This window comes from Enterobacter sp. K510, from assembly GCF_055804875.1.
The window spans coordinates 346,676-368,402 of the sequence record NZ_JBNRLQ010000003.1 but is presented as its reverse complement, the minus strand read 5'-3'; the positions used below and the strand labels follow the sequence as shown (position 1 = coordinate 368,402).

Below are 21,727 nucleotides of genomic sequence, written 5' to 3'. Positions count from 1 at the left end.
ATGAGGGAATTTGAATGAGCTTTTTTATTTCTGATGCCGTAGCAGCAACGGGCGCACCGGCGCAGGGCAGCCCGATGTCTTTGATCCTGATGCTGGTTGTATTTGGCCTGATCTTCTATTTCATGATCCTGCGCCCACAGCAAAAACGTACCAAAGAGCACAAGAATCTGATGAACTCCATCGCTAAAGGCGATGAAGTGCTGACCAACGGTGGCCTGGTGGGTCGCGTGACCAAAGTAGCGGAAACTGGCTACATTGCTATCGCCCTGAATGACACCACTGAAGTGGTTATCAAACGTGACTTCGTAGCTGCCGTTCTGCCGAAAGGCACGATGAAGGCGCTGTAATCTTTCGTTTTCCCAAAGGGAAGTGCCGTGTTAAACCGTTATCCTTTGTGGAAGTACATCATGCTGGTCGTCGTGATTATCGTCGGCCTGCTATACGCACTTCCCAACCTGTATGGTGAGGATCCGGCAGTTCAGATCACTGGTGCGCGCGGCGTCGCCGCCAGTGAGCAAACGCTGATCCAGGTCCAGAACACCTTAAAACAAGAAAAAATCACTGCTAAGTCTGTGGCACTGGAAGAGGGCGCTATTCTTGCGCGTTTCGACTCCACCGATACGCAGCTGCGCGCGCGTGAAGCGCTGCTCAGCCTGTTGGGTGACAAATATGTCGTGGCGCTGAACCTTGCACCTGCTACTCCGCGCTGGTTATCCTCCATCAAAGCAGAGCCGATGAAACTCGGTCTGGATCTGCGTGGTGGCGTGCACTTCCTGATGGAAGTGGATATGGACACCGCGCTCGGCAAACTGCAGGAACAAAATACCGACAGCCTGCGTAGCGATTTACGCGAAAAAGGCATTCCTTACACCAACGTGCGTAAGGAAGATAACTATGGCGTGAGCATTGTGTTCCGCGACAGCGCAGCGCGCGATCAGGCGATTACTTACCTGACTGCCCGTCACCGCGACATGGTGATCACCAGCCAGAGCGGCAACGCCCTGCGCGCGGTCATGACCGATGCGCGTCTGAGCGAAGCGCGTGAATATGCGGTACAGCAGAACATCAACATCCTGCGTAACCGTGTCAACCAACTGGGTGTCGCCGAGCCGCTGGTACAGCGTCAGGGCGCAGACCGCATCGTGGTTGAACTGCCGGGTATTCAGGACACCGCGCGTGCGAAGGAAATTCTTGGCGCAACCGCGACCCTCGAATTCCGTCTGGTGAACACCAACGTCGATCAGTCGGCGGCGGCGTCTGGCCGTGTACCGGGCGATTCAGAAGTGAAACAGATGCGCGAAGGCCAGCCGGTTGTGCTGTACAAACGCGTGATCCTGACCGGTGACCATATCACCGACTCCACTTCCAGCCAGGATGAGTACAACCAGCCGCAGGTTAACATCTCGCTCGACAGCGCAGGTGGTAACATCATGTCTAACTTCACCAAGGACAACATCGGCAAACCGATGGCGACCCTGTTTGTGGAGTACAAAGACAGCGGTAAAAAAGATGCGAACGGTCGTTCCGTACTGGTGAAACAGGAAGAGGTGATTAACGTCGCCAACATTCAGTCTCGCCTCGGCAACAGCTTCCGTATTACCGGCATCAATAATCCTAACGAAGCGCGTCAGCTGTCGCTGCTGCTGCGTGCGGGTGCGTTGATTGCGCCGATTCAGATCGTTGAAGAACGTACCATTGGCCCGACCTTAGGTATGCAGAACATCACCCAGGGTCTGGAAGCCTGTCTGGCGGGTCTGGCGGTCTCCATCATCTTCATGCTGTTCTTCTATAAGAAGTTTGGCCTGATCGCCACCACGGCACTGATCGCCAACCTGGTGCTGATTGTCGGCATCATGTCCCTGCTGCCAGGGGCGACGCTGACCATGCCGGGTATCGCGGGGATCGTCTTAACCCTTGCGGTAGCGGTGGATGCGAACGTACTGATAAACGAACGTATCAAAGAAGAGCTGAGCAACGGGCGTAGCGTCCAGCAGGCGATTGACGAAGGTTATCGCGGCGCGTTCAGCTCCATTTTTGACGCCAACGTCACGACGCTTATTAAGGTCATCATCCTGTATGCCGTAGGCACCGGGGCCATTAAAGGCTTCGCCATTACTACCGGTATCGGTGTGGCGACGTCAATGTTTACCGCGATCGTCGGCACCCGTGCCATCGTAAACCTGTTGTACGGCGGCAAACGCATCAACAAGCTGTCTATCTGAGGAGTGCGTTGTGGCACAGGAATATACTGTTGAACAATTGAACCACGGCCGTAGAGTCTGGGACTTTATGCGCTGGGATTACTGGGCCTTCGGTATCTCCGGTTTTCTGCTGATCCTGTCAATTATCATTATTGGCGTGAAAGGCTTTAACTGGGGTCTGGATTTTACCGGCGGTACGGTTATCGAAATCTCGCTGGAAAAACCGGCCGATATGGATCAGATGCGTGAAGCGCTGGAAAAAGCCGGCTTTGCCGATCCGCTGTTGCAGAACTTTGGCAGCAGTCGCGACATCATGGTGCGTATGCCGCCTGCCGAGGGTGAAACCGGTGGTCAGGTGCTGGGCAGCAAGGTCGTGAGCGTGATTAACGAAGCGACCAGCCAGAATGCCGCGGTGAAACGTATCGAGTTCGTCGGCCCGAGCGTGGGTGCGGACCTGGCGCAGACCGGTGCGATGGCGCTGATGGTAGCGCTGATTTCCATCCTGGTTTACGTCGGCTTCCGCTTTGAGTGGCGTCTGGCGGCCGGTGTGGTTATCGCGCTGGCGCACGACGTTATCATCACCATGGGCGTACTGTCGCTGTTCCATATCGAAGTGGATCTGACGATTGTCGCCTCGCTGATGTCGGTGATCGGTTACTCGCTGAACGACAGCATCGTGGTCTCGGACCGTATTCGTGAAAACTTCCGCAAGATCCGTCGCGGAACGCCGTACGAAATCTTTAACGTGTCCCTGACCCAGACGCTGCACAGGACGTTGATCACTTCAGGAACCACCTTAGTGGTGATCCTGATGCTCTACCTCTTTGGCGGCGCCATGCTGCAGGGCTTCTCACTGACCATGCTGATCGGTGTGTCCATCGGTACTGCATCGTCGATTTATGTCGCGTCAGCGCTGGCGCTGAAACTGGGCATGAAGCGTGAACACCTGCTGGTGCAGAAAGTCGAGAAAGAAGGCGCGGACCAACCGTCAATTCTGCCGTAAACCGACGCTCTGCGTTGAAAACCGCAGCCTCAGCGCTGCGGTTTTTTTTCGCCTGCGTTTTACGGGCAAAAAAAAGCCAGCGGTTAAGCTGGCTTTTCGATGGGGCTGACAGACAAATCAGAAGTTATAACCTGCCACCAGGTAACCACCCCAGCCGGTAGAGCGGACGTTTTCTTTCATCCATACCAGGTCTGCATCATCATTCCACTGACCGCCGTTGTGCCAGTAACGCGCTACTACCGAGTAGTGCCAGTGATCGTAGCTCAGGGACAGAATGTGGCTGGAGGCGATGGAGTCGTTGGTACGCTGCTTGATGCCGTTCATCGCATAGCTGCTCTTATCGCCCAGGTCCGAGCCCCAGTCAAAGTTGGTGAAGCCGATGTAGCTCAGGTTACCGCCCCACAGTTGGGTGATCGGCACGAAGTATTTCACTTTGAAACGGTAGCCGTCCCACTCGTTTTCGTTCTCCGCCAGGTAGTTCTGCCACTGGTATTTCGCATATACGTTCAGTGACAGGCTCATCGGCAGGCCGGTATCGATGTCGGTACCGAGACCCATGTACCAGGTGCTCTGACGGCCAGAGGCGTTGCGGCCCATGTCGTAGATGTAGTTGTTCGCGAAATACCACTCTTTGAACGGACCGAAGCTCAGATCGGCGCCGGTCAGCTTATCGATAGAGAAACGCGGTTCGATTTCCATAAACAGCGGCGAACCATGGTTCCAGATCCCGCGGGCATCGGTGTTACCACCGAAGAATACCGGCGCATCCAGGTAACCATAGAAATCAAACCAGTCTTTTTTGGCAAATGCTTCATATTCCAGGTAGGTATCGTTACGGATCTGCGGTCCAAAACGGGTGTGATAGCTGCCTACCACGTTCACGCTCTGGTGCCACCAGTCGGAAACGAACTCCGGCTTGTCATTTTCTGCCGCATTGACTGCGAATGAGGAGGAGAGAGCCAGTGCTGCACCGGCGACGAGTAATGTTTTTTTCATAGTTTAGCCACTGATTAGGTTCCCTTGCGGGAGCGAAAGAACGCGCGTATTGAGTTTCTAAATGTTTCGTATTTCAGCGAGCCTATTATAAGTATCCATGCTCACAAAAATATGTGTTGTTTCACATATCTATTACGCACGTAATCGATTGCGTTCACGTTTGCGTATATAAAACGCAGGGATTGTACTGAGATTCATCTGTCTTGCAAATATTTCGTGGAAAAAGGCGGGAAGGGAGGGAAAAGGGCGAGTGGCTCGCCCTTGAACAGGATCACTGATTGGTGGCGGGCTGAATATCGTGGACACGCACAAAGCCCAGCTGGTCCGGCGTGATGCCGTTAAGCTGCAGCGGCAGATCAACGTCGCTCGGCGCCAGGGTGCTGGCCGGGGCGTTAATCAGCTGGTTTTGCACGTTCACTTCCTGATAATCGTTGGTGGTGCCCTGGATCTGACCCCATTCCACCGTACCGCTAAACGCTGGCAGCGGATCGTTCGATTCGCCCTGAATGCGCAGCGTCACGCGCGTGCCGTTCGCATCAGGAGCGATGTTCACCAGCGACATCTTCAGCATACCGATCTGGCTGTGCAGAAGGGCAGGGGTATTCGCGCCAGGCAACAGGTAGACACCGCTGCTGGATTTGGCGTTCAGCGCATTTTGCTGGGTGATTTTCACCGTCTCCTGATTCAGCTTACTCATTTCTTTGTTAAGCGTGCTGACACTTTGATGCAACTGGCGGACTTCGCTCTGCTGCGCGCAGGCGCTGAGGGTAAACAGGCTGCCGACCAGCAAAATTTTCAGGTAACGTCTTGTCATCGTGTTGGTTTCCTTGCAAAGAGCATTGCCTGTAATAGTAGCCTGCACGAACCGGCTTGCCATCGATCCTTTATCTCAAAAGCGGTCTTGCCTTTGTTGTCACGGCAGATCAGGTTAAAATAGATTTCAGCTAATTTTAACGTCAGGACGCCGTATGCATTGCCCATTCTGTTTAGCCGTGGATACCAAAGTAATTGACTCCCGCCTGGTCGGTGAAGGGTCGTCCGTGCGCCGCCGCCGTCAGTGTCTGGTATGTAATGAACGCTTCACCACTTTTGAGGTGGCAGAACTGGTGATGCCGCGCGTGGTGAAAAGCAACGAGATCCGCGAGCCGTTTAACGAAGAAAAACTGCGTAACGGCATGCTGCGCGCGCTGGAAAAACGCCCGGTAAGCGCCGATGACGTTGAAATGGCGCTGAATCATATCAAATCCCAGCTGCGCGCCACCGGCGAGCGCGAAGTGCCGAGCAAAATGATCGGCAACCTGGTGATGGAGCAGCTGAAAAAGCTCGATAAAGTCGCCTATATCCGCTTCGCCTCGGTTTACCGCAGCTTCGAAGACATCCGCGAATTTGGCGAAGAGATCGCCCGCTTACAGGATTAAGCTCATGCACGATGAGATGTACATGGCGCGGGCGCTGAAACTGGCGCAGCGCGGTCGTTTTACCACCCATCCTAATCCCAACGTCGGCTGTGTGATTGTCAAAGACGGCGAGATTGTCGGCGAAGGCTATCACCAGCGGGCGGGCGAGCCCCATGCTGAAGTCCATGCCCTGCGTATGGCGGGCGAAAAGGCGCGTGGCGCCACCGCCTATGTCACCCTGGAACCCTGTAGCCATCACGGACGCACGCCACCCTGTTGCGAAGCTTTGATTAACGCGGGCGTGACTCGTGTAGTGGCGGCGATGCAGGACCCCAATCCGCAGGTTGCCGGGCGCGGCCTGTATCGCCTGCAACAGGCAGGCATTGAGGTCAGCCACGGGCTGATGATGAGCGAGGCGGAAAATCTTAACAAAGGTTTTCTGAAGCGTATGCGCACCGGGTTTCCTTACGTGCAGCTGAAGCTGGGCGCGTCGCTGGATGGCCGCACCGCCATGGCCAGCGGCGAAAGCCAGTGGATCACCTCACCGCAGGCAAGGCGCGATGTGCAACGTCTGCGCGCGCAGAGTCATGCTATCCTCACCAGCAGCGCGACGGTGCTGGCGGATAATCCGCAGCTTAACGTCCGTTGGGACGAACTCCCGGCGGACGTACAGGCGCAGTACCCGCAGGCGCAGTTACGCCAGCCGCTACGTATTGTGGTCGACAGCCAGAACCGCGTCACGCCGGAACACCGTCTGATCCAGCAGGCGGGTGAAACCTGGTTTGCCCGCACGCAGCAGGACTCGCGGTCGTGGCCGGACAACGTTCGCCACATCCAGGTGCCTGAACACAACGGCCATCCCGACCTGGTGCTGATGATGATGCTGCTGGGCCGCGAACAGGTTAACAGCATCTGGGTGGAAGCCGGGGCATCCCTTGCGGGCGCGCTGCTTCAGGCCGGGCTGGTGGACGAGCTGGTGGTGTACCTCGCCCCGAAACTTTTAGGCAGCGACGCCCGCGGTCTGTGCGTACTGCCGGGCCTTGAGGCATTAGCCGATGCGCCGCAGTTTACATTCAGTGAAATTCGTCAGGTTGGACCTGATATTTGCCTGCATTTGACCACTGCGTAATGCCCTCGTAAAAGGGAAGCAGTGCGCAAAGTATTATGATAAAATCCGCCCCCCTGCGGGGCCAAATGAACCCGTAAAGGAAGAGTATGAACATTATTGAAGCTACCGTTGCTGCCCCGGACGCTCGCGTCGCCATCACCATTGCGCGTTTCAACAACTTCATCAATGACAGCCTGCTGGACGGTGCTATCGACGCACTGAAGCGTATCGGTCAGGTTAAAGATGAAAACATCACCGTGGTTTGGGTTCCAGGTGCTTATGAGCTGCCGCTGGCGGCTGGCGCACTGGCAAAAACCGGTAAATATGATGCGATTATCGCGCTCGGCACGGTTATCCGTGGCGGTACCGCCCATTTCGAATATGTGGCGGGTGGCGCAAGCAATGGTCTGGCTCATGTCGCTGAACAGAGCGAAATCCCGGTAGCCTTTGGTGTGCTGACCACTGAAAGTATTGAACAAGCCATCGAACGCGCCGGTACCAAAGCCGGTAACAAAGGTGCAGAAGCTGCCCTTACCGCGCTTGAGATGATTAATGTATTGAAGGCCATCAAAGCCTGATTTTTTTGTAAGGGGAATTTCCGTGAAACCTGCTGCTCGTCGCCGCGCCCGTGAGTGTGCCGTCCAGGCGCTTTACTCCTGGCAGTTGTCCCAGAACGACATCGCCGATGTTGAATACCAGTTCCTGTCTGAACAGGATGTCAAAGATGTCGACATCGCGTATTTCCGCGAACTGCTGTCCGGGGTGGCGACTAACAGCGCATATCTCGATGGACTGATGAAGCCCTACCTGTCCCGTCTGCTCGAAGAGCTGGGCCAGGTCGAGAAAGCGGTACTGCGTATCGCGCTGTTTGAACTCTCTAAACGTGCGGATGTGCCGTATAAAGTGGCCATCAACGAAGCTATTGAACTGGCAAAAACGTTTGGCGCAGAAGACAGCCATAAGTTTGTCAACGGCGTGCTGGATAAAGCCGCACCCGCGATCCGCCCCCACAAAAAGTAATTTGCTGGTCCGCGCGGCGAAGTGCAGTTGCCATTTCGCCGCCTCCCCAGTCTCCTGTTTATCATTCTGCTGAGGCATAGCGTATGGCATGCGGCGAGTTTTCCCTTATTGCCCGTTATTTTGACCGCGTAAGACGCGCGCGTCTGGATGTCGAAACCGGCATTGGCGACGATTGCGCACTGCTCAATATTCCTGACAAGCAAACGCTGGCAATCAGCACCGATACCCTGGTTTCGGGCAACCATTTTCTTCCGGATATTTCCCCTGTCGATCTGGCGCACAAAGCGCTGGCCTCCAACCTGAGCGATCTTGCGGCTATGGGCGCGGATCCGGCGTGGCTGACGCTGGCGATCACGTTGCCGGACGTCGATGAAGCCTGGCTGGAAGCCTTTAGCGATAGCCTGTTCGAACAGATTAATTACTACGATATGCAGCTGATTGGCGGCGACACCACCCGTGGGCCGCTGTCGATGACGCTGGGTATCTACGGCTATGTGCCTGCGGGCCGCGCGCTTAAGCGTTCGGGCGCGAAGCCTGGCGACTGGATCTATGTGACTGGCACGCCAGGTGACAGCGCGGCAGGTCTGGCGATCCTGCAGGATCGGCTGCATGTTGATAATGAGCAGGACGCGCAGTGGCTGGTGAAACGCCATCTGCGTCCGACGCCGCGCATTCTGCACGGGCAGGCGCTGCGCGATCTGGCCAGTGCGGCGATCGATTTATCCGACGGGCTGAGTTCCGATCTCGGGCATATCGTGAAAGCCAGCGACTGCGGCGCGATGCTGGACATGGACGCCATGCCGTTCTCTGACGCCATGCGCCGTCACGTTGAGCCGGAGCAGGCGCTGCGCTGGGCGCTGGCGGGCGGCGAAGATTATGAACTCTGCTTTACCGTGCCGGAACGCAACCGGGGGGCGCTGGACGTGGCCATTGGTCATCTTGGCGTGCCCTTTACCTGCATCGGCCAGATGAGCGCCGATGTGGAAGGCATCCAGTTTACCCGCGACGGAAAACCGGTATCGTTTGATTTAAAAGGATACGATCACTTTGCAACCTCGTAAGGATAGTGCGAAAAGCCGTCTTAGCATGCGTAACCCCTGGCATCTGCTGGCCACCGGTTTTGGCAGCGGCTTAAGTCCGATTATGCCTGGCACGGCGGGTTCCATTGCGGCGATCCCGTTCTGGTATCTGATGACTTTTCTGCCGTGGCAGCTCTATTCGCTGGTGATCATGCTGTCGATCAGCATCGGCGTTTATCTGTGCCATCAAACGGCGAAAGATATGGGCGTGCACGATCACGGCAGCATCGTCTGGGATGAGTTCATCGGGATGTGGATCACGCTGATGGCGCTACCCACCCATGACTGGCAGTGGGTGGTGGCCGGTTTTGTGCTGTTCCGCTTTTTTGATATCTGGAAACCGTGGCCGATCCGCTGGTTTGACCGCAACGTGCACGGCGGCATGGGCATTATTGTCGACGATATTATCGCCGGGATTATCGCGGCGGCGGTGCTGTATGTGATCGGTCATCACTGGCCGATTGGCATTATTTAGCCGTTTTCCCCGGCCTGATCTTTTCAGAACAGGCCGGGGCAGCGATTATTTAAATCCCACCACGGCATGCTGTTTATACGGCATTTCCATTTCGGCGATCTGCTCCGGCGTCAGTTGCAGATCAACCGCCTGTAACAACTCTTCCAGCTGCTCTTCCCGTGACGTGCCGATAATAGGCGCGGCCACGCCCGGCTTACTCAGCAGCCAGGCCAGCGCCACCTGCGCCCGCGTTGCGCCCACTTCTTCCGCTACCGCGGCCAGGCGCTCCGCGATCTGCGCATCGCTTTGTTCGCTGTCGTCATAGAGTTTTTTACCCACTTCATCGGACACCAGCCGCGCCGTGGTTTCACCCCAGGGGCGCGTCAGCCGGCCACGGGCCAGCGGGCTCCACGGGATCACCGCGATGCCTTCCTGATAGCACAGCGGCAGCATGTCGCGCTCTTCTTCGCGGTAGATCAGATTGTAATGGTTTTGCATGGTGACGAAACGCGCCCAGCCGTGCTGTTTTTGCAGATCCAGCGCCTGGGTGAACTGTTCGGCGTGCATGGACGACGCGCCTATGTAGCGCGCTTTACCGGCTTTCACCACGTCGTTCAACGCTTCCAGGGTTTCTTCAATGGGCGTGTTGTAATCCCAGCGATGGATTTGCAGCAGATCGACATACTCCATGCCGAGGCGGCGCAGACTGTCATCAATGGAACGCAGGATCTGCGCCCGCGACAGGCCTTCGGTGAGATCGCCCGACGGATAATAGACTTTGGTGGCGACCACCACGTCGTCGCGGCGGGCAAAATCTTTCAGCGCGCGGCCGACGATCTCCTCGCTGCTGCCATCGGAATAGCTGTTTGCCGTATCGAAAAAGTTGATGCCGCCTTCCAGGGCGCGCTGAATAATCGGGCGGCTGCTCTCTTCAGGCAGGGTCCAGGCGTGATTGCCCCGATCCGGCTCGCCAAAGGTCATACAGCCCAGACAAAGACGGGAAACCTTAAGGTCCGTTTTTCCTAATGTATTGTATTGCATGGTTCCACTCCTGCTACGGGTACGAGATTACCTAAGCATAGCAGGAGCGGAAGAGGGAGTTAGGCGAGCCAGCGTTTGATGCTGGCTTCAATACCGGCAGCGTCCAGACCAATGGCGGCGCGCGCCTCGTCCTGCGTGCCCTGAGGAATAAAATGATCCGGCAGACCGAGGTTGAGCACCGGCACCAGGGTACGGTTCGCCATCAGCACTTCGTTCACGCCGCTGCCTGCGCCACCGATGATGGCGTTTTCTTCCAGCGTCACCAGCGCTTCATGGCTGCGGGCCAGCGACAGGATCAGCGACTCGTCCAGCGGCTTCACAAAACGCATGTCCACCAGCGTGGCATTGAGCGATTCCGCGACCTGTGCCGCATCCGCCAGCAGAGTGCCGAAGTTTAAAATCGCCACTTTTTCGCCCTGACGTTTCACCACGCCTTTACCCAGCGGCAGCTTTTGCAGCGGCGTCAGTTCCACGCCCAGCGCATTACCGCGTGGATAACGCACCGCGCTTGGGCCATCGTTGTAGTGATAGCCGGTAAACAGCATCTGGCGACATTCGTTTTCATCGCTCGGCGTCATGATCACCATTTCCGGGATACATCGCAGGAAAGAGATGTCGAACGCGCCCTGATGCGTCTGCCCGTCAGCACCGACGATGCCTGCACGGTCAATGGCGAACAGCACCGGCAGCTTCTGGATGGCGACGTCGTGGATCACCTGATCGTAAGCCCGTTGCAGGAAGGTGGAGTAAATCGCCACCACCGGCTTGTAACCGCCAATCGCCAGACCCGCCGCGAAGGTCACAGCGTGCTGTTCGGCGATCGCCACGTCAAAATAGCGATCCGGGAACTTACGGGAAAACTCCACCATACCAGAGCCTTCACGCATCGCTGGCGTAATGGCCATCAGTTTGCTGTCTTTGGCCGCCGTTTCGCACAGCCAGTCGCCAAAAATTTTGGAGTAGGACGGCATGCCGCCGACGCTTTTCGGCAGCGTTCCTTTAGCCGGATCGAATTTCGGCACCGCGTGGAAGGTAATGGGATCTTTTTCCGCCGGCTCATAACCACGGCCTTTTTTGGTCATGATATGCAGGAACTGCGGGCCTTTCAGGTCGCGCATGTTTTTCAGCGTTGTCACCAGACCCAGCACATCGTGACCGTCCACCGGGCCGATATAGTTAAAGCCCAGCTCTTCAAACAGCGTGCCCGGTACCACCATGCCTTTAATATGCTCTTCGGTACGTTTGAGCAGCTCTTTGATCGGCGGTACGCCGGAGAAGACTTTTTTGCCGCCTTCGCGCAGCGTGGAATAGAGTTTGCCGGACAGCAGCTGCGCCAGATGGTTATTCAGCGCGCCGACGTTCTCGGAAATCGACATTTCGTTGTCGTTGAGCACCACCAGCATATCCGGCCGGATGTCGCCCGCGTGGTTCATCGCCTCAAAGGCCATGCCCGCGGTGATCGCGCCATCGCCGATCACACAGACGGTGCGACGCTGCTTGCCTTCTTTCGCCGCCGCAACGGCGATGCCGATCCCGGCGCTGATCGAGGTGGACGAATGACCGACGCTCAGCACGTCGTATTCGCTCTCGCCGCGCCACGGGAAGGGGTGCAGCCCGTCTTTCTGACGGATGGTATCGATCTTGTCACGCCGTCCGGTGAGGATTTTATGCGGATAAGCCTGGTGGCCCACGTCCCAGATCAGCTGATCGAAAGGCGTGTTATAGACATAATGCAGCGCCACGGTCAGCTCAATGGTGCCAAGCCCGGAGGCAAAGTGCCCGCTGGAGCGGCTCACGCTGTCGAGCAGGTAGCGACGCAGTTCGTCGCACAGCTTCGGCAGGCTCTCTTTCGGCAGCAGACGTAACTCCGGGGCGGAGTCAACCAGTGCCAGTGTCGGGTATTTGGCTATATCAAAACTCATCGGCCACTCGTCTTACTCGTCATAATTCAGCGGGCAGTTTGCCGCCCTCTGCGTTATCAGGAGCATATAAAAAGTTTATTTATCACGCTGGATTATGTAATTCGCCAGTGCTTCCAGTGCCGTGGTATCCAGTGACTGGGCGGCCAGCGCGTCTAGCGCATGGCGGGCATCGTCAATCAGGTCACGGGCTTTTGTCTGAGCCTGCTCTAAGCCCAGTAGTGCGGGGTAGGTGCTTTTACCTAAATACTGATCGGCACCCTGGCGTTTGCCAAGGGTCGCAGTATCACCCACCACATCCAGAATGTCATCCTGAACCTGGAACGCCAGACCGATGCTTTCGGCGTAGCGATCGAGGATCGGCAGCGCAGCGCGTCCTTTATCACCGGCGCTTAACGCGCCCAGGCGCACCGCAGCGCGGATCAGCGCGCCGGTTTTATGCCGGTGAATACGTTCAAGCTCCGCCAGACCAACCTGTTTGCCTTCCGCCTCAAGATCCAGCGCCTGTCCGCCGCACATGCCTGCGACGCCACTGGCCTGCGCCAGTTCAGACACCATGGCAAGGCGATCGCGTGCGTCGACTTCCGGCATGGGCGTATCCGCGAGGATAGAAAACGCCAGCGTTTGCAGCGCATCGCCCGCGAGGATCGCATTCGCTTCGCCGAATTTAATATGGCAGGTCGGCTGACCGCGACGCAGATCGTCATCATCCATCGCCGGGAGATCGTCATGCATCAGCGAATAGGCGTGAATACATTCAATGGCGGCGGCAGGGGCATCGAGCGTGGATGCGCTCACGCCAAACATCTGGCCCGTGGCATACACCAGGAAAGGCCGCAGCCGTTTGCCGCCTAACAGTGTGCCATAGTGCATGGCCTCAACCAGTGGAGTGTTCTGAAAGGGCTGGGGAGAAATAAAGCGGCGCAGGGCGTCATTCGCCTGCTGCACGCAGATTTCAAGTTGCTGTGCAAAATCCATGTTTACTCGGCGTCCGGAGTGAAAGGCGTCAGCGGGGCGTCGTCATTATCAGAGAGCAGGATCTGCACGCGCTGCTCTGCCTGTTGCAGTTTTACCTGTCCCTGACGGGCCAGCTGCACGCCGCGCTCGAATTCATTTAATGCTTCTTCCAGCGGTAAGTTGCCGCTTTCAAGACGGGTGACAATCTGTTCCAGCTCATTGAGCTCCGTTTCGAAACTGGCCGGTGCGTCATTTTTCTTTGGCATGTGAATGTCTGACTCTCTCATTTATTCGGCCCCGCTATGGTAGCGGAGTGGCGCAACTTAGCAAATAAGGCGTAATGGTCATGCAATATGCGCAGGTTGACCACGATGGTGGTATACTTCCGCGCCTGGATGCAGCCGCAGGTATGGGCTGCTGTATATTTCTCTCAACAGATCGCTTGCCTGATCTGCCAACGAACCATTGCCGCCATGAAGTTTATCATTAAATTGTTCCCGGAAATCACCATCAAAAGCCAATCTGTGCGTTTGCGCTTTATTAAGATGCTGACCGGAAATATTCGTAACGTTTTAAAACATTATAACGACGACACGCTCGCTATCGTTCGCCACTGGGATCATATTGAAGTCCGCTCCAGAGACGAAAACCAGCGTCTGACTATTCGCGATGCCCTGACCCGCATTCCGGGGATCCACCATGTGTTGGACGTGGAAGATGTGCCTTTCACTTCGCTGCATGACATTTTTGAAAAAGCGCTGGCGCAGTATCGCGACCAGCTGGAAGGCAAAACCTTCTGCGTGCGCGTTAAACGCCGCGGTAAACATGAGTTTAGCTCTATTGAAGCAGAGCGCTACGTGGGCGGCGGACTTAATCAGCATATCGAATCGGCGCGGGTAAAACTGACGCACCCGGATGTGACCGTACATCTGGAAATTGAAGATGACCGTTTGCTGCTGGTGAAAGGCCGCTACGAAGGCATCGGCGGTTTCCCGATCGGTACCCAGGAAGATGTGCTGTCGCTGATCTCCGGCGGTTTCGACTCTGGCGTGTCCAGCTATATGCTGATGCGTCGCGGCTGCCGCGTACACTACTGCTTCTTTAATCTTGGCGGCGCGGCGCATGAAATCGGCGTGCGTCAGGTGGCGTACTACCTGTGGAAACGTTTTGGCAGCTCGCACCGCGTGCGCTTTGTCGCCATTAACTTTGAGCCGGTCGTGGGCGAGATCCTCGAAAAAGTGGAAGACGGCCAAATGGGCGTGGTGCTCAAACGCATGATGGTGCGCGCGGCGTCAAAAGTCGCCGAACGTTATGGCGTGCAGGCGCTGGTGACCGGCGAAGCGCTGGGCCAGGTGTCGAGCCAGACGCTGACCAACCTGCGTCTGATTGATAACGTTTCCGACACGCTGATCCTGCGTCCGCTGATCTCTCACGATAAAGAACACATTATCGATCTGGCGCGTGAAATCGGCACCGCTGACTTTGCCCGTACCATGCCGGAATACTGCGGCGTGATCTCGAAAAGCCCGACCGTAAAAGCGGTGAAAGCGAAAATCGAAGCGGAAGAAGAGAACTTTAACTTCGCCATTCTTGACGAAGTGGTCGCCGCGGCGAGCAATATCGACATCCGTGAAATTGCCGAGCAAACCCAGCAGGACGTGGTGGAAGTGGAAACCGTCACCGGTTTCGGCCCGAACGAGGCGATCCTCGATATTCGTTCCATCGACGAGCAGGACGATAAGCCGTTGCAGGTTGAAGGTGTGGAAGTGGTATCTCTGCCATTCTACAAACTCAGCACTAAATTCGGCGATCTCGACCAGAGCAAAACCTGGCTGCTGTGGTGCGAGCGCGGCGTGATGAGCCGCCTGCAGGCGCTGTATCTGCATGAGCAGGGCTTTAAAAATGTGAAGGTTTATCGCCCGTAATTGCCCTGAATGCCCGGTAGCGCAAGTTGCCGGGCACAGATTCTGGACTGCCGGAGGTGCTTTTGGAAAAGCAGCATAAATATCTGGAGATTAAGGAAAAGCTTAAAAACGATATTCTCGCTCACAAGTATCTTATTGGCGAGAGCATTCCCTCCGAGCGCGACATTGCCCGCGAATATCAGGTCACGCGGGTTACCGTGCAAAAAGCGATGGCCAGCCTGGTACAGGATGGATTTATCGAGCGCATCCACGGTAAAGGGATGTTTGTCCTGAAGAATACCGACACCAACATCTATATTCTCAACAATGAAAAAAGCGACAGCATTTTAGGCTTTTCCCGTGAGTTTCAGAGCAAAGTGAAGGTCACCAGCCAGTTGCTGACCTTCGAAGTGATCGATGCCGATCACAGGGTTGCCCGCCATCTGGATATTGCGCCAGGGGAAAAAATCTATTTTATCCGCCGTATCCGCCTGCTGGATGATATTCCCGTATTGATCGAAGAGAGTAATATTCCACTTAGCGTGATACCGGAGATCCCGGAAACAGTGCTGCGCCACGGATCGCTGTATCGCTATATAGAAGACTTTACTCATCGCAAGATCAAAGATGCCGATTCGATCATCGAAGCGGCGTTATTTGATGAGCAAATGGCAGCTTTGCTGAATATAGCTCCCGGCCTGCCAATGCTGAAAATCACCGAAGTCACGCGGCTGGATAACAAAACTGCGTTTAACTTCTCGCTCAGCTATAACCGCGCAGATATCTTCCGGGTGAAGAATATGCGCATTGAGCGTTAAGGCGTTTGATTACAGCTGGCTACTTGCCGCCCGATCGATCATCAATGTGATACTGGGATGATCCTTAACCAGCGTGGCGGGTATCTCAGTGCCGATCTCTGCCTGAAGGGTCTTCGCCACAATCGTGCTTTTTTTCTCACCGCTGGCCATCAGAATAATGCGTTTTGCAGCGCGGATCGTTTTAATGCCCAGAGAAATGCCCTGCTTGATATTGAGTGGCTTGCCGAAATATTTCACCGACACCGCCTGAGTAATAGCGTCAAGATCGACAACGTGGCATGACTTATCGGGAGAGACACCCGGTTCGTTAAAGCCGATATGTCCATTCATACCAATGCCTAAAACGATAATGTCGATCTGCTGGTGGGCTGCGATAAAGGCATCGACACGCAGGCATTCCGCTTGCGGATCGTGCGTCAGTCCGTCAAAAAAGCAAATTTGCTCGTCGCGAAGCGTCAGTTTGTCGAAAAAATGGTGCCAGACCATCTCCCGGCAACTGCCTTTATCGCTCCTTCCAAGGCTAAGCCATTCGTCAAGCCCGATGAAACTGGCGTGGCTGAAATCCACGCGCCCGGCATTGCTGGCGTTTACCAGCGCTTCAAATACGCCAAGCGGCGTATCACCACCCGCGATGCAGATAAGCGCATCGGGTTTAGCCGTCACGCTGGCGATAACCTGCTCTGCGACAGCCGCGCAAAGCTGCGGGTAATCCTCTTTTATTTCAACGTTCATTGCTGCTCCTTAGCTTTTGCGTATTGGGGTAAATAGCGTTCGTTTACTGCCAGATACTCATTGAGGATCTGTTCGGCAAGGGTGGTGGAGGGCATCAGCGGGTTAATCGACAGCGCCAGCAGCGCAGTGTCGTAATTACCGGTGACGGCAGCCTCTACGGTTAATTCTTCATAGGCTTTAACGCTCTGGATCAGGCCGCGAATTTTCACGGGCAGCGGGCCATAAGCGAGCGGGTGTGCGCCCTGACGGTCGATCACGGCGTTAGTTTCTAAAGTGACGTGATTGGGCAGATCGCCCGTAGTGCCATTATTCGTGGTGTTCACTACGTGGATCTCTTTTTTATCGTTATAGATGGCGCTGATAATCGAGCAGGCGGTATCCGAGTACCAGGCCCCGCCGCGTTGCTCAAGCTCTTTCGGTTTGCCGCTCAGCGTTTCATCCTGATAAAGCTCAAACAAGGTGCGTTCAATGGCACGGGTTTGTTCCCCGCGCGTGCCTTTAGTTTGTTGATCGGCGAGGGCGGCGTCCACCATTTCCCGGGTCAGGAAAAAGTATTTCAGGTAGGAAATAGGGTACATGTGCAAGGCTTTAGCAAAACGCGCGGAAAAGCCGATATCGGGGATGTTTTTCAGCGCATTAGTGGCGCTGCCCTGCGCCAGTTTTTCAATGAAATCCTCGGTGACCTCATTGCCATCAATATAAATGTGATCGGCAAAGATCAGGTGGTTTAACCCTATGAAGCGCGCCTGAACCTGCGATTTATTAACCTCGTAAGCTTTGGCAATATCCATCAGCATACTGTTTGCGCCGCTACAAATACCCAGCGTTTTGATCTTTGAGTTACGAGTAATGGCTTCGGTGACGATGCCCGCCGGGTTAGTAAAATTAATCAGCCAGGCGTTGGGACAATATTTCTCCATGTCGCGGCAAATATCCAGCAGCACCGGAATTGTTCGCTGCGCTTTCATAAATCCACCGGGGCCAGTAGTTTCCTGCCCGAGTACGCCATACTTGAGCGGAATTTTTTCATCATTAATGCGCGCATCAAGAAAACCAACGCGCAATTGGGTGGTAACGAAATCTGCGTCTTTGAGCGCTTCTTCTCTGTCCAGCGTGAGGTGAATAGTCATCGGAATACCCGCTTTTTCCACCATCCGCCTGGCCAGCCTGCCGACGATTTCCAGCTTTTCACGGCCCTCTTCAATATCCAGCAGATAGTAGTCGCTGACCGGTAATTCAGCGTAGCGTTTGATAAAGCCGTCGATAAGTTCCGGCGTGTAGCTGGAGCCACCACCGATGGTAACGATTTTAAGCTTTTTCATATTACGTCCTTTTAAAATACTGAGTCAGATACGGTGGCGTTTGCGTTTTCTGCGTCCTGCGCGGCGGCTTCTCTTTCCAGTTGCCGACGTTCGGCAATTTTGAAGAAAGGCAGATACACCAGTGCCGAAATAACGAGGGTGCAAACAGACCAAATCACCGCCGGAATATTGCCGCCCGTCACGAACCAGGCGGCAAAAAGAGGCGGCATCGTCCAGGGAATTTGCAGAACCGGTCGCCCGATGATGTCGAAATACATCAGGCTGTAGGTTGCAGTGCATAAGATCATCGGCGTTAAGGTAAAGGGGATCATCAGTAACGGGTTAAAGACGATCGGGCAGCCGAAAATCACCGGTTCGTTGATACAAAAAAGGGCAGAGGGCAGCGAAAGCTTGCCGACTGATTTGTACATTTTGCTTCGCGAACGCAGCATCGCCAGCACCAGACCCAGCGTTGCCCCCGTCCCGCCCAGGCACATAAAGACGATATAAAAGCCGTCGGCGGTGATATGCGGAATGGGCTGATGATTGAGATACGCCTGCGTGTTTTCGGCAATATATTTCAAAAAGATGGGGCTGGTGATGCCTGACAGAATATTGTCGCCGTGGATACCACAGCACCACAGCAAAGAAATGAGAAAGATCAGCACCAGCATGCCGGGCAGCGAGCCTAAGCCGCTTACCAGAGGGCTGACAAGCCAGGTAAAGAAGCTGTTGATATCGACATTCAGCATTACCCGCACAACCCACACCAGCATGATGACTACCGCTGCCGGGATCAGACTGACAAAAGATTGTGCAACCGCAGGCGGCACACCGTCCGGTAGTGTGATGACGATATTTTTCATCACAAAAACGCACATGATCTGCACGGTGACGATGGAAAGAATAATTGCGGAGAACAGTCCCGCCGCCCCGAGATTATCCACATTTAATTGATAATTATCGGACAACTGGGCAAGGAGAAAAACTACCGTTGCCACGGCGCTACAGGTAAGTGCGTTAAGCTGGTACGCTTTCGCCAGATTGTAACTGATGCCAATGGCCGAGATTAAGCCGATCGCGCCAAAGGTAACAGCGACCGGGGCGCTAAGTTTACTCGCCGTCGGGCCTAAAAAATCCGCCCAGCCAGGAACGGGAAGATTAGCCACAATAAGAAACAGACTGCCGGTGATAGTAAACGGCAGCGTCAGCGCAATCCCGTTACGCACCGCGACCAGGATTTTATTCTCACCTACCTGGATAAGAATCGGGACAACCTTGTCTTCAATAAAATGAATCACGTTAACTCCTCCCTGTAAGTCCGCATTGTTATACTGGTATATACCAGTTAGCTGAGTCTTTCATGGAGGCCCGGAGGCGTCAAGCCTGCCCCGGTTAGAGGCTGTTTTTTATATGTCTTTGATTTCTATTTTTTTTAAGGAAGGGTGTTTGCTATATATCACAGAAAATCACGTAAATTTTGATCAGGTGTGTGACAGGATGCACAAAGAAAAAAGCAGGGGAGAGGGCCCGACGCAGAGGTTCGTCGGGCCGGAAAGTTATTCGTCGGTATAATCCCGATAGCTGTAAATCCCAGCCGCCATTACCAGCTGTGACGCCACTTCATGGGCCTTTTCTCGCCCGACCAGCAGATCGATAATCTTTAATCCAAAATCAATGGCGGTGCCCGGCCCCTGGCTGGTCAGCAGGTTGACGCGCGGATCCCAAACCACACGTTTATCCTGCCACTGATCTTCCGGGATACGGTCCTTCAGCGCCGGGAAGCCGGTCATATTGCCGATGGAGAACAGATCGTGAGGAACCAGCACGGTGGCCGCGGCGGCGCAGATGGTGGCAACGATGCGGCCGGAAAGATGGAACTGCCGCACCGTCTCTACCAGCAGCGGACTGTCACGGAAACATTCGGCGCCTTTAATGCCGCCCGGCAGGACGATGATGTCAAAATCGCCGTCAGCCACTTCCACCAACGGCGCATCGGCAAGCAGTTTCACGCCGCGCGAGCAGACGATCCTCAGATCGCCGTCGCTGGCAACGCTGGCGGTGGTGACGTTGATGCCGCCACGCACCAGCAGGTCAATGGTGGTGACCGCTTCCATTTCTTCACTACCAGGGGCGAGGCATATCAGTGCTGAGGGGCTCATACTCACTTTCCTTACGCTTAACGAGTTCATAAAGTCGGGTGTTTTCCGGGACCGCAATACCGTGCGCGCGGGCGCGTCTGAGCAAATACCCGGTGATGTAATCAATTTCGGTATGACGCAGGGCGCGCACGTCCTGCAACATCGACGAGATGTTATCTTTAGTGCTGGCGATAATCTGGTTGACGTAAAGCAGCAAATCCTCAGCGGAAGTATGATGACCTTCACGCTCCATCACCGCCGCCACTTCGTGGCACAGCGTCTGGATTAAGGCCGGATGCGCCTGTAGCTCGCCGTTCGGGCAGTTCCACAGTGCGGTCAGCGGATTGATCACGCAGTTCACCGCCAGCTTGCGCCACAGCTCAGGGCGAATGGTGTTATGCCAGGCTACGTCCGGCAGCACGTCCTGAAGGGTATCCGCCAGATAGCTGTAATCCCCGTCCTGCTGGCGTGCAGGGCCAATGTGGGTGATACCACCCGCGACGTGCAGAATGACATTGCCATCGTGGCGGGCGGCGTGCGTGGTGGTACCCATCAGCAGAGGCTGGGAGATATTTTTCAGCTCATCCACCGTACCCATACCATTATGGATGAGGAGTATCGGCGTAGCGGCAGGTAATCTGGCGGCGAGGTTTCTTACCGGTTCTGACACCTGCCAGGCTTTAAGAGTCACCAGCAGCAGATCGCTTTGCGCCAGAAAATCAGGATCGTTCGCGGTTAAGGACGCGTTAAAAAGGGTGCCGTCTTCTTCGATCAGGTTTACGCTGCAATAAGGTTGAGGTACGCGAAGCCAGCCCTGGACTTCATGTCCATGCCTGCACAGCGCGCTCAGCCACAGCTGACCTAATGCCCCGCATCCGAGCACGGTAATTTTCATGGTTCCTCCTGGCCTGCAACACTTACGGGCATAACAAGTTGAGTTATGCTTCTTAGCAGGTATTATGCATCGCAATAAATAGAGAGGGAGAAGAAAAGATGCCATCTTTCGATATTGTCTCTGAAGTTGATCTTCAGGAAGTCCGCAATGCGGTCGACAATGCCAGCCGTGAAGTGGAGTCGCGTTTTGATTTTCGCGGCGTTGAAGCCACTTTCGAGCTGAACGAGGCGAATAAAACCATTAAGGTGCTGAGCGAATCTGATTTCCAGGTGAACCAGCTGCTGGATATTCTGCGTGCCAAACTGCTGAAACGCGGTATTGAAGGGGCGTCGCTGGACGTACCTGAAACTTTCGTGCACAGCGGCAAAACCTGGTTTGTTGAGGCGAAGCTGAAACAAGGCATCGAGAGCGCGACGCAGAAGAAACTCGTCAAACTGATCAAAGACAGCAAGCTGAAAGTGCAGTCGCAGATCCAGGGTGAAGAAGTGCGCGTGACCGGTAAATCACGCGACGATTTGCAGTCCGCGATGGCGCTGGTGCGCGGCGGCGATCTGGGGCAGCCGTTCCAGTTCAAAAACTTCCGCGATTAACTATCCCAGGCCCGGCGATACCCTTTTCGTCGGGCTTTTTTACTCCCTTCACCTGCTTCAGCCAATTAAGTAAACTAATCAATCTATTACGAATTTGAGAATGATGATAATCACATTCTAGGTGAAATCATCTTGTCAGCCTGGTCTGCACTGATTACTTTGCTAACTCGA

General features: G+C 55.1%; 23 protein-coding genes. 12 read left to right on the top strand and 11 right to left on the bottom strand.

The window, feature by feature from the left end:
* The first annotated feature begins 14 nt into the window (after positions 1-14).
* The 3 genes from yajC to secF are packed head-to-tail and all read left to right on the top strand — an operon-like array spanning position 15 to position 3,204.
* Positions 15-347 (top strand): preprotein translocase subunit YajC, encoded by a 333-nt coding sequence (gene yajC, locus ACQUTD_RS07165; RefSeq protein WP_002890398.1) that lies wholly within the window; start codon positions 15-17, stop codon positions 345-347.
* Positions 348-374: 27 nt separating this feature from the next.
* Positions 375-2,222: a protein translocase subunit SecD gene (gene secD, locus ACQUTD_RS07160; protein ID WP_072567516.1), complete on the top strand. Its 1,848-nt coding sequence runs from the start codon at positions 375-377 to the stop codon at positions 2,220-2,222.
* Positions 2,223-2,232: 10 nt separating this feature from the next.
* Positions 2,233-3,204 (top strand): protein translocase subunit SecF, encoded by a 972-nt coding sequence (secF, locus tag ACQUTD_RS07155; protein ID WP_072567517.1) that lies wholly within the window; start codon positions 2,233-2,235, stop codon positions 3,202-3,204.
* A 117-nt stretch (positions 3,205-3,321) separates the two neighbouring features.
* Here secF and ACQUTD_RS07150 read toward each other — a convergent pair whose 3' ends face one another.
* Entirely contained in the window at positions 3,322-4,200 is an 879-nt protein-coding gene (locus ACQUTD_RS07150) for a nucleoside-specific channel-forming protein Tsx (protein WP_072567518.1), read from the bottom strand.
* Between the two features lie 271 nt (positions 4,201-4,471).
* Positions 4,472-5,014 (bottom strand): SadB/YajI family lipoprotein, encoded by a 543-nt coding sequence (locus ACQUTD_RS07145; RefSeq protein ID WP_083580893.1) that lies wholly within the window; start codon positions 5,012-5,014, stop codon positions 4,472-4,474.
* A gap of 154 nt (positions 5,015-5,168) precedes the next feature.
* Between ACQUTD_RS07145 and nrdR the strand changes: the two genes are divergently transcribed.
* From nrdR to pgpA, 6 genes are all read left to right on the top strand, one after another.
* Entirely contained in the window at positions 5,169-5,618 is a 450-nt protein-coding gene (gene nrdR / locus ACQUTD_RS07140; protein WP_072567520.1) for a transcriptional regulator NrdR, read from the top strand.
* A gap of 4 nt (positions 5,619-5,622) precedes the next feature.
* The gene (ribD, locus tag ACQUTD_RS07135; RefSeq protein WP_473274052.1) at positions 5,623-6,726 is read left to right on the top strand and encodes a bifunctional diaminohydroxyphosphoribosylaminopyrimidine deaminase/5-amino-6-(5-phosphoribosylamino)uracil reductase RibD; all 1,104 of its coding nucleotides are present in this window, start codon (positions 5,623-5,625) and stop codon (positions 6,724-6,726) included.
* Positions 6,727-6,812: 86 nt separating this feature from the next.
* Positions 6,813-7,283, top strand: a complete 471-nt coding sequence (gene ribH / locus ACQUTD_RS07130) for a 6,7-dimethyl-8-ribityllumazine synthase (protein WP_072567522.1) — start codon at positions 6,813-6,815, stop codon at positions 7,281-7,283.
* Between the two features lie 22 nt (positions 7,284-7,305).
* Entirely contained in the window at positions 7,306-7,725 is a 420-nt protein-coding gene (gene nusB / locus ACQUTD_RS07125; protein ID WP_072567523.1) for a transcription antitermination factor NusB, read from the top strand.
* Between the two features lie 83 nt (positions 7,726-7,808).
* A complete protein-coding gene (thiL, locus tag ACQUTD_RS07120; RefSeq protein ID WP_473274053.1) occupies positions 7,809-8,786 on the top strand; it encodes a thiamine-phosphate kinase in 978 nt (325 codons plus the stop codon).
* A complete protein-coding gene (pgpA, locus tag ACQUTD_RS07115) occupies positions 8,767-9,279 on the top strand; it encodes a phosphatidylglycerophosphatase A (protein WP_072567525.1) in 513 nt (170 codons plus the stop codon). Before thiL ends, pgpA begins: the two co-directional genes overlap by 20 nt.
* A 45-nt stretch (positions 9,280-9,324) precedes the next feature.
* Here the strand turns inward: pgpA and ACQUTD_RS07110 are convergent, their stop codons facing one another.
* The 4 genes from ACQUTD_RS07110 to xseB all read right to left on the bottom strand — a co-directional run bounded on the left by ACQUTD_RS07110 (position 9,325) and on the right by xseB (position 13,441).
* Positions 9,325-10,299: an aldo/keto reductase gene (locus ACQUTD_RS07110; protein WP_473274055.1), complete on the bottom strand. Its 975-nt coding sequence runs from the start codon at positions 10,297-10,299 to the stop codon at positions 9,325-9,327.
* 59 nt (positions 10,300-10,358) lie between these two features.
* Positions 10,359-12,221, bottom strand: coding sequence for a 1-deoxy-D-xylulose-5-phosphate synthase (dxs, locus tag ACQUTD_RS07105; RefSeq protein WP_318363225.1), 1,863 nt, complete (start codon positions 12,219-12,221; stop codon positions 10,359-10,361).
* A 75-nt stretch (positions 12,222-12,296) separates the two neighbouring features.
* Positions 12,297-13,196, bottom strand: a complete 900-nt coding sequence (ispA, locus tag ACQUTD_RS07100) for a (2E,6E)-farnesyl diphosphate synthase (protein WP_321988710.1) — start codon at positions 13,194-13,196, stop codon at positions 12,297-12,299.
* A gap of 2 nt (positions 13,197-13,198) precedes the next feature.
* Complete coding sequence (xseB, locus tag ACQUTD_RS07095) at positions 13,199-13,441, bottom strand: exodeoxyribonuclease VII small subunit (RefSeq protein WP_072567529.1); 243 nt, start codon at positions 13,439-13,441, stop codon at positions 13,199-13,201.
* A 207-nt stretch (positions 13,442-13,648) separates the two neighbouring features.
* Between xseB and thiI the strand changes: the two genes are divergently transcribed.
* Together thiI and ACQUTD_RS07085 are read left to right on the top strand one after the other, a co-directional pair.
* The gene (gene thiI, locus ACQUTD_RS07090) at positions 13,649-15,100 is read left to right on the top strand and encodes a tRNA uracil 4-sulfurtransferase ThiI (protein ID WP_473274379.1); all 1,452 of its coding nucleotides are present in this window, start codon (positions 13,649-13,651) and stop codon (positions 15,098-15,100) included.
* Between the two features lie 62 nt (positions 15,101-15,162).
* Positions 15,163-15,897 (top strand): UTRA domain-containing protein, encoded by a 735-nt coding sequence (locus tag ACQUTD_RS07085; RefSeq protein WP_473385623.1) that lies wholly within the window; start codon positions 15,163-15,165, stop codon positions 15,895-15,897.
* Positions 15,898-15,906: 9 nt separating this feature from the next.
* Here ACQUTD_RS07085 and ACQUTD_RS07080 read toward each other — a convergent pair whose 3' ends face one another.
* From ACQUTD_RS07080 to panE, 5 genes are all read right to left on the bottom strand, one after another.
* A complete protein-coding gene (locus ACQUTD_RS07080) occupies positions 15,907-16,629 on the bottom strand; it encodes a 6-phosphogluconolactonase (RefSeq protein WP_473274057.1) in 723 nt (240 codons plus the stop codon).
* On the bottom strand, positions 16,626-17,951 hold the full coding sequence (locus ACQUTD_RS07075; RefSeq protein ID WP_473274058.1) for a family 4 glycosyl hydrolase: 1,326 nt from the start codon (positions 17,949-17,951) through the stop codon (positions 16,626-16,628). The genes ACQUTD_RS07080 and ACQUTD_RS07075 overlap by 4 nt, the downstream gene beginning before the upstream one ends.
* A gap of 11 nt (positions 17,952-17,962) precedes the next feature.
* Entirely contained in the window at positions 17,963-19,231 is a 1,269-nt protein-coding gene (locus ACQUTD_RS07070) for a PTS transporter subunit EIIC (protein ID WP_473274060.1), read from the bottom strand.
* Between the two features lie 258 nt (positions 19,232-19,489).
* Positions 19,490-20,092: a protein deglycase YajL gene (gene yajL, locus ACQUTD_RS07065; RefSeq protein WP_473274061.1), complete on the bottom strand. Its 603-nt coding sequence runs from the start codon at positions 20,090-20,092 to the stop codon at positions 19,490-19,492.
* Positions 20,055-20,966 (bottom strand): 2-dehydropantoate 2-reductase, encoded by a 912-nt coding sequence (gene panE / locus ACQUTD_RS07060; protein ID WP_473274064.1) that lies wholly within the window; start codon positions 20,964-20,966, stop codon positions 20,055-20,057. The genes yajL and panE overlap by 38 nt, the downstream gene beginning before the upstream one ends.
* 98 nt (positions 20,967-21,064) lie before the next feature.
* Between panE and ACQUTD_RS07055 the strand changes: the two genes are divergently transcribed.
* Positions 21,065-21,556, top strand: coding sequence for a YajQ family cyclic di-GMP-binding protein (locus ACQUTD_RS07055; RefSeq protein WP_072567532.1), 492 nt, complete (start codon positions 21,065-21,067; stop codon positions 21,554-21,556).
* The last annotated feature ends 171 nt before the right edge of the window (positions 21,557-21,727 follow it).

Coding starts and splice junctions, on each gene's coding strand:
- yajC (WP_002890398.1), top strand. CDS start 15: ATGAGCTTTTTTATTTCTGATGCCGTAGCAGCAACGGGCGCACCGGCG.
- ACQUTD_RS07150 (WP_072567518.1), bottom strand. CDS start 4,200: ATGAAAAAAACATTACTCGTCGCCGGTGCAGCACTGGCTCTCTCCTCC.
- ACQUTD_RS07145 (WP_083580893.1), bottom strand. CDS start 5,014: ATGACAAGACGTTACCTGAAAATTTTGCTGGTCGGCAGCCTGTTTACC.
- nrdR (WP_072567520.1), top strand. CDS start 5,169: ATGCATTGCCCATTCTGTTTAGCCGTGGATACCAAAGTAATTGACTCC.
- ribD (WP_473274052.1), top strand. CDS start 5,623: ATGCACGATGAGATGTACATGGCGCGGGCGCTGAAACTGGCGCAGCGC.
- ribH (WP_072567522.1), top strand. CDS start 6,813: ATGAACATTATTGAAGCTACCGTTGCTGCCCCGGACGCTCGCGTCGCC.
- thiL (WP_473274053.1), top strand. CDS start 7,809: ATGGCATGCGGCGAGTTTTCCCTTATTGCCCGTTATTTTGACCGCGTA.
- ACQUTD_RS07110 (WP_473274055.1), bottom strand. CDS start 10,299: ATGCAATACAATACATTAGGAAAAACGGACCTTAAGGTTTCCCGTCTT.
- dxs (WP_318363225.1), bottom strand. CDS start 12,221: ATGAGTTTTGATATAGCCAAATACCCGACACTGGCACTGGTTGACTCC.
- ispA (WP_321988710.1), bottom strand. CDS start 13,196: ATGGATTTTGCACAGCAACTTGAAATCTGCGTGCAGCAGGCGAATGAC.
- xseB (WP_072567529.1), bottom strand. CDS start 13,441: ATGCCAAAGAAAAATGACGCACCGGCCAGTTTCGAAACGGAGCTCAAT.
- thiI (WP_473274379.1), top strand. CDS start 13,649: ATGAAGTTTATCATTAAATTGTTCCCGGAAATCACCATCAAAAGCCAA.
- ACQUTD_RS07080 (WP_473274057.1), bottom strand. CDS start 16,629: ATGAACGTTGAAATAAAAGAGGATTACCCGCAGCTTTGCGCGGCTGTC.
- ACQUTD_RS07075 (WP_473274058.1), bottom strand. CDS start 17,951: ATGAAAAAGCTTAAAATCGTTACCATCGGTGGTGGCTCCAGCTACACG.
- yajL (WP_473274061.1), bottom strand. CDS start 20,092: ATGAGCCCCTCAGCACTGATATGCCTCGCCCCTGGTAGTGAAGAAATG.
- panE (WP_473274064.1), bottom strand. CDS start 20,966: ATGAAAATTACCGTGCTCGGATGCGGGGCATTAGGTCAGCTGTGGCTG.
- ACQUTD_RS07055 (WP_072567532.1), top strand. CDS start 21,065: ATGCCATCTTTCGATATTGTCTCTGAAGTTGATCTTCAGGAAGTCCGC.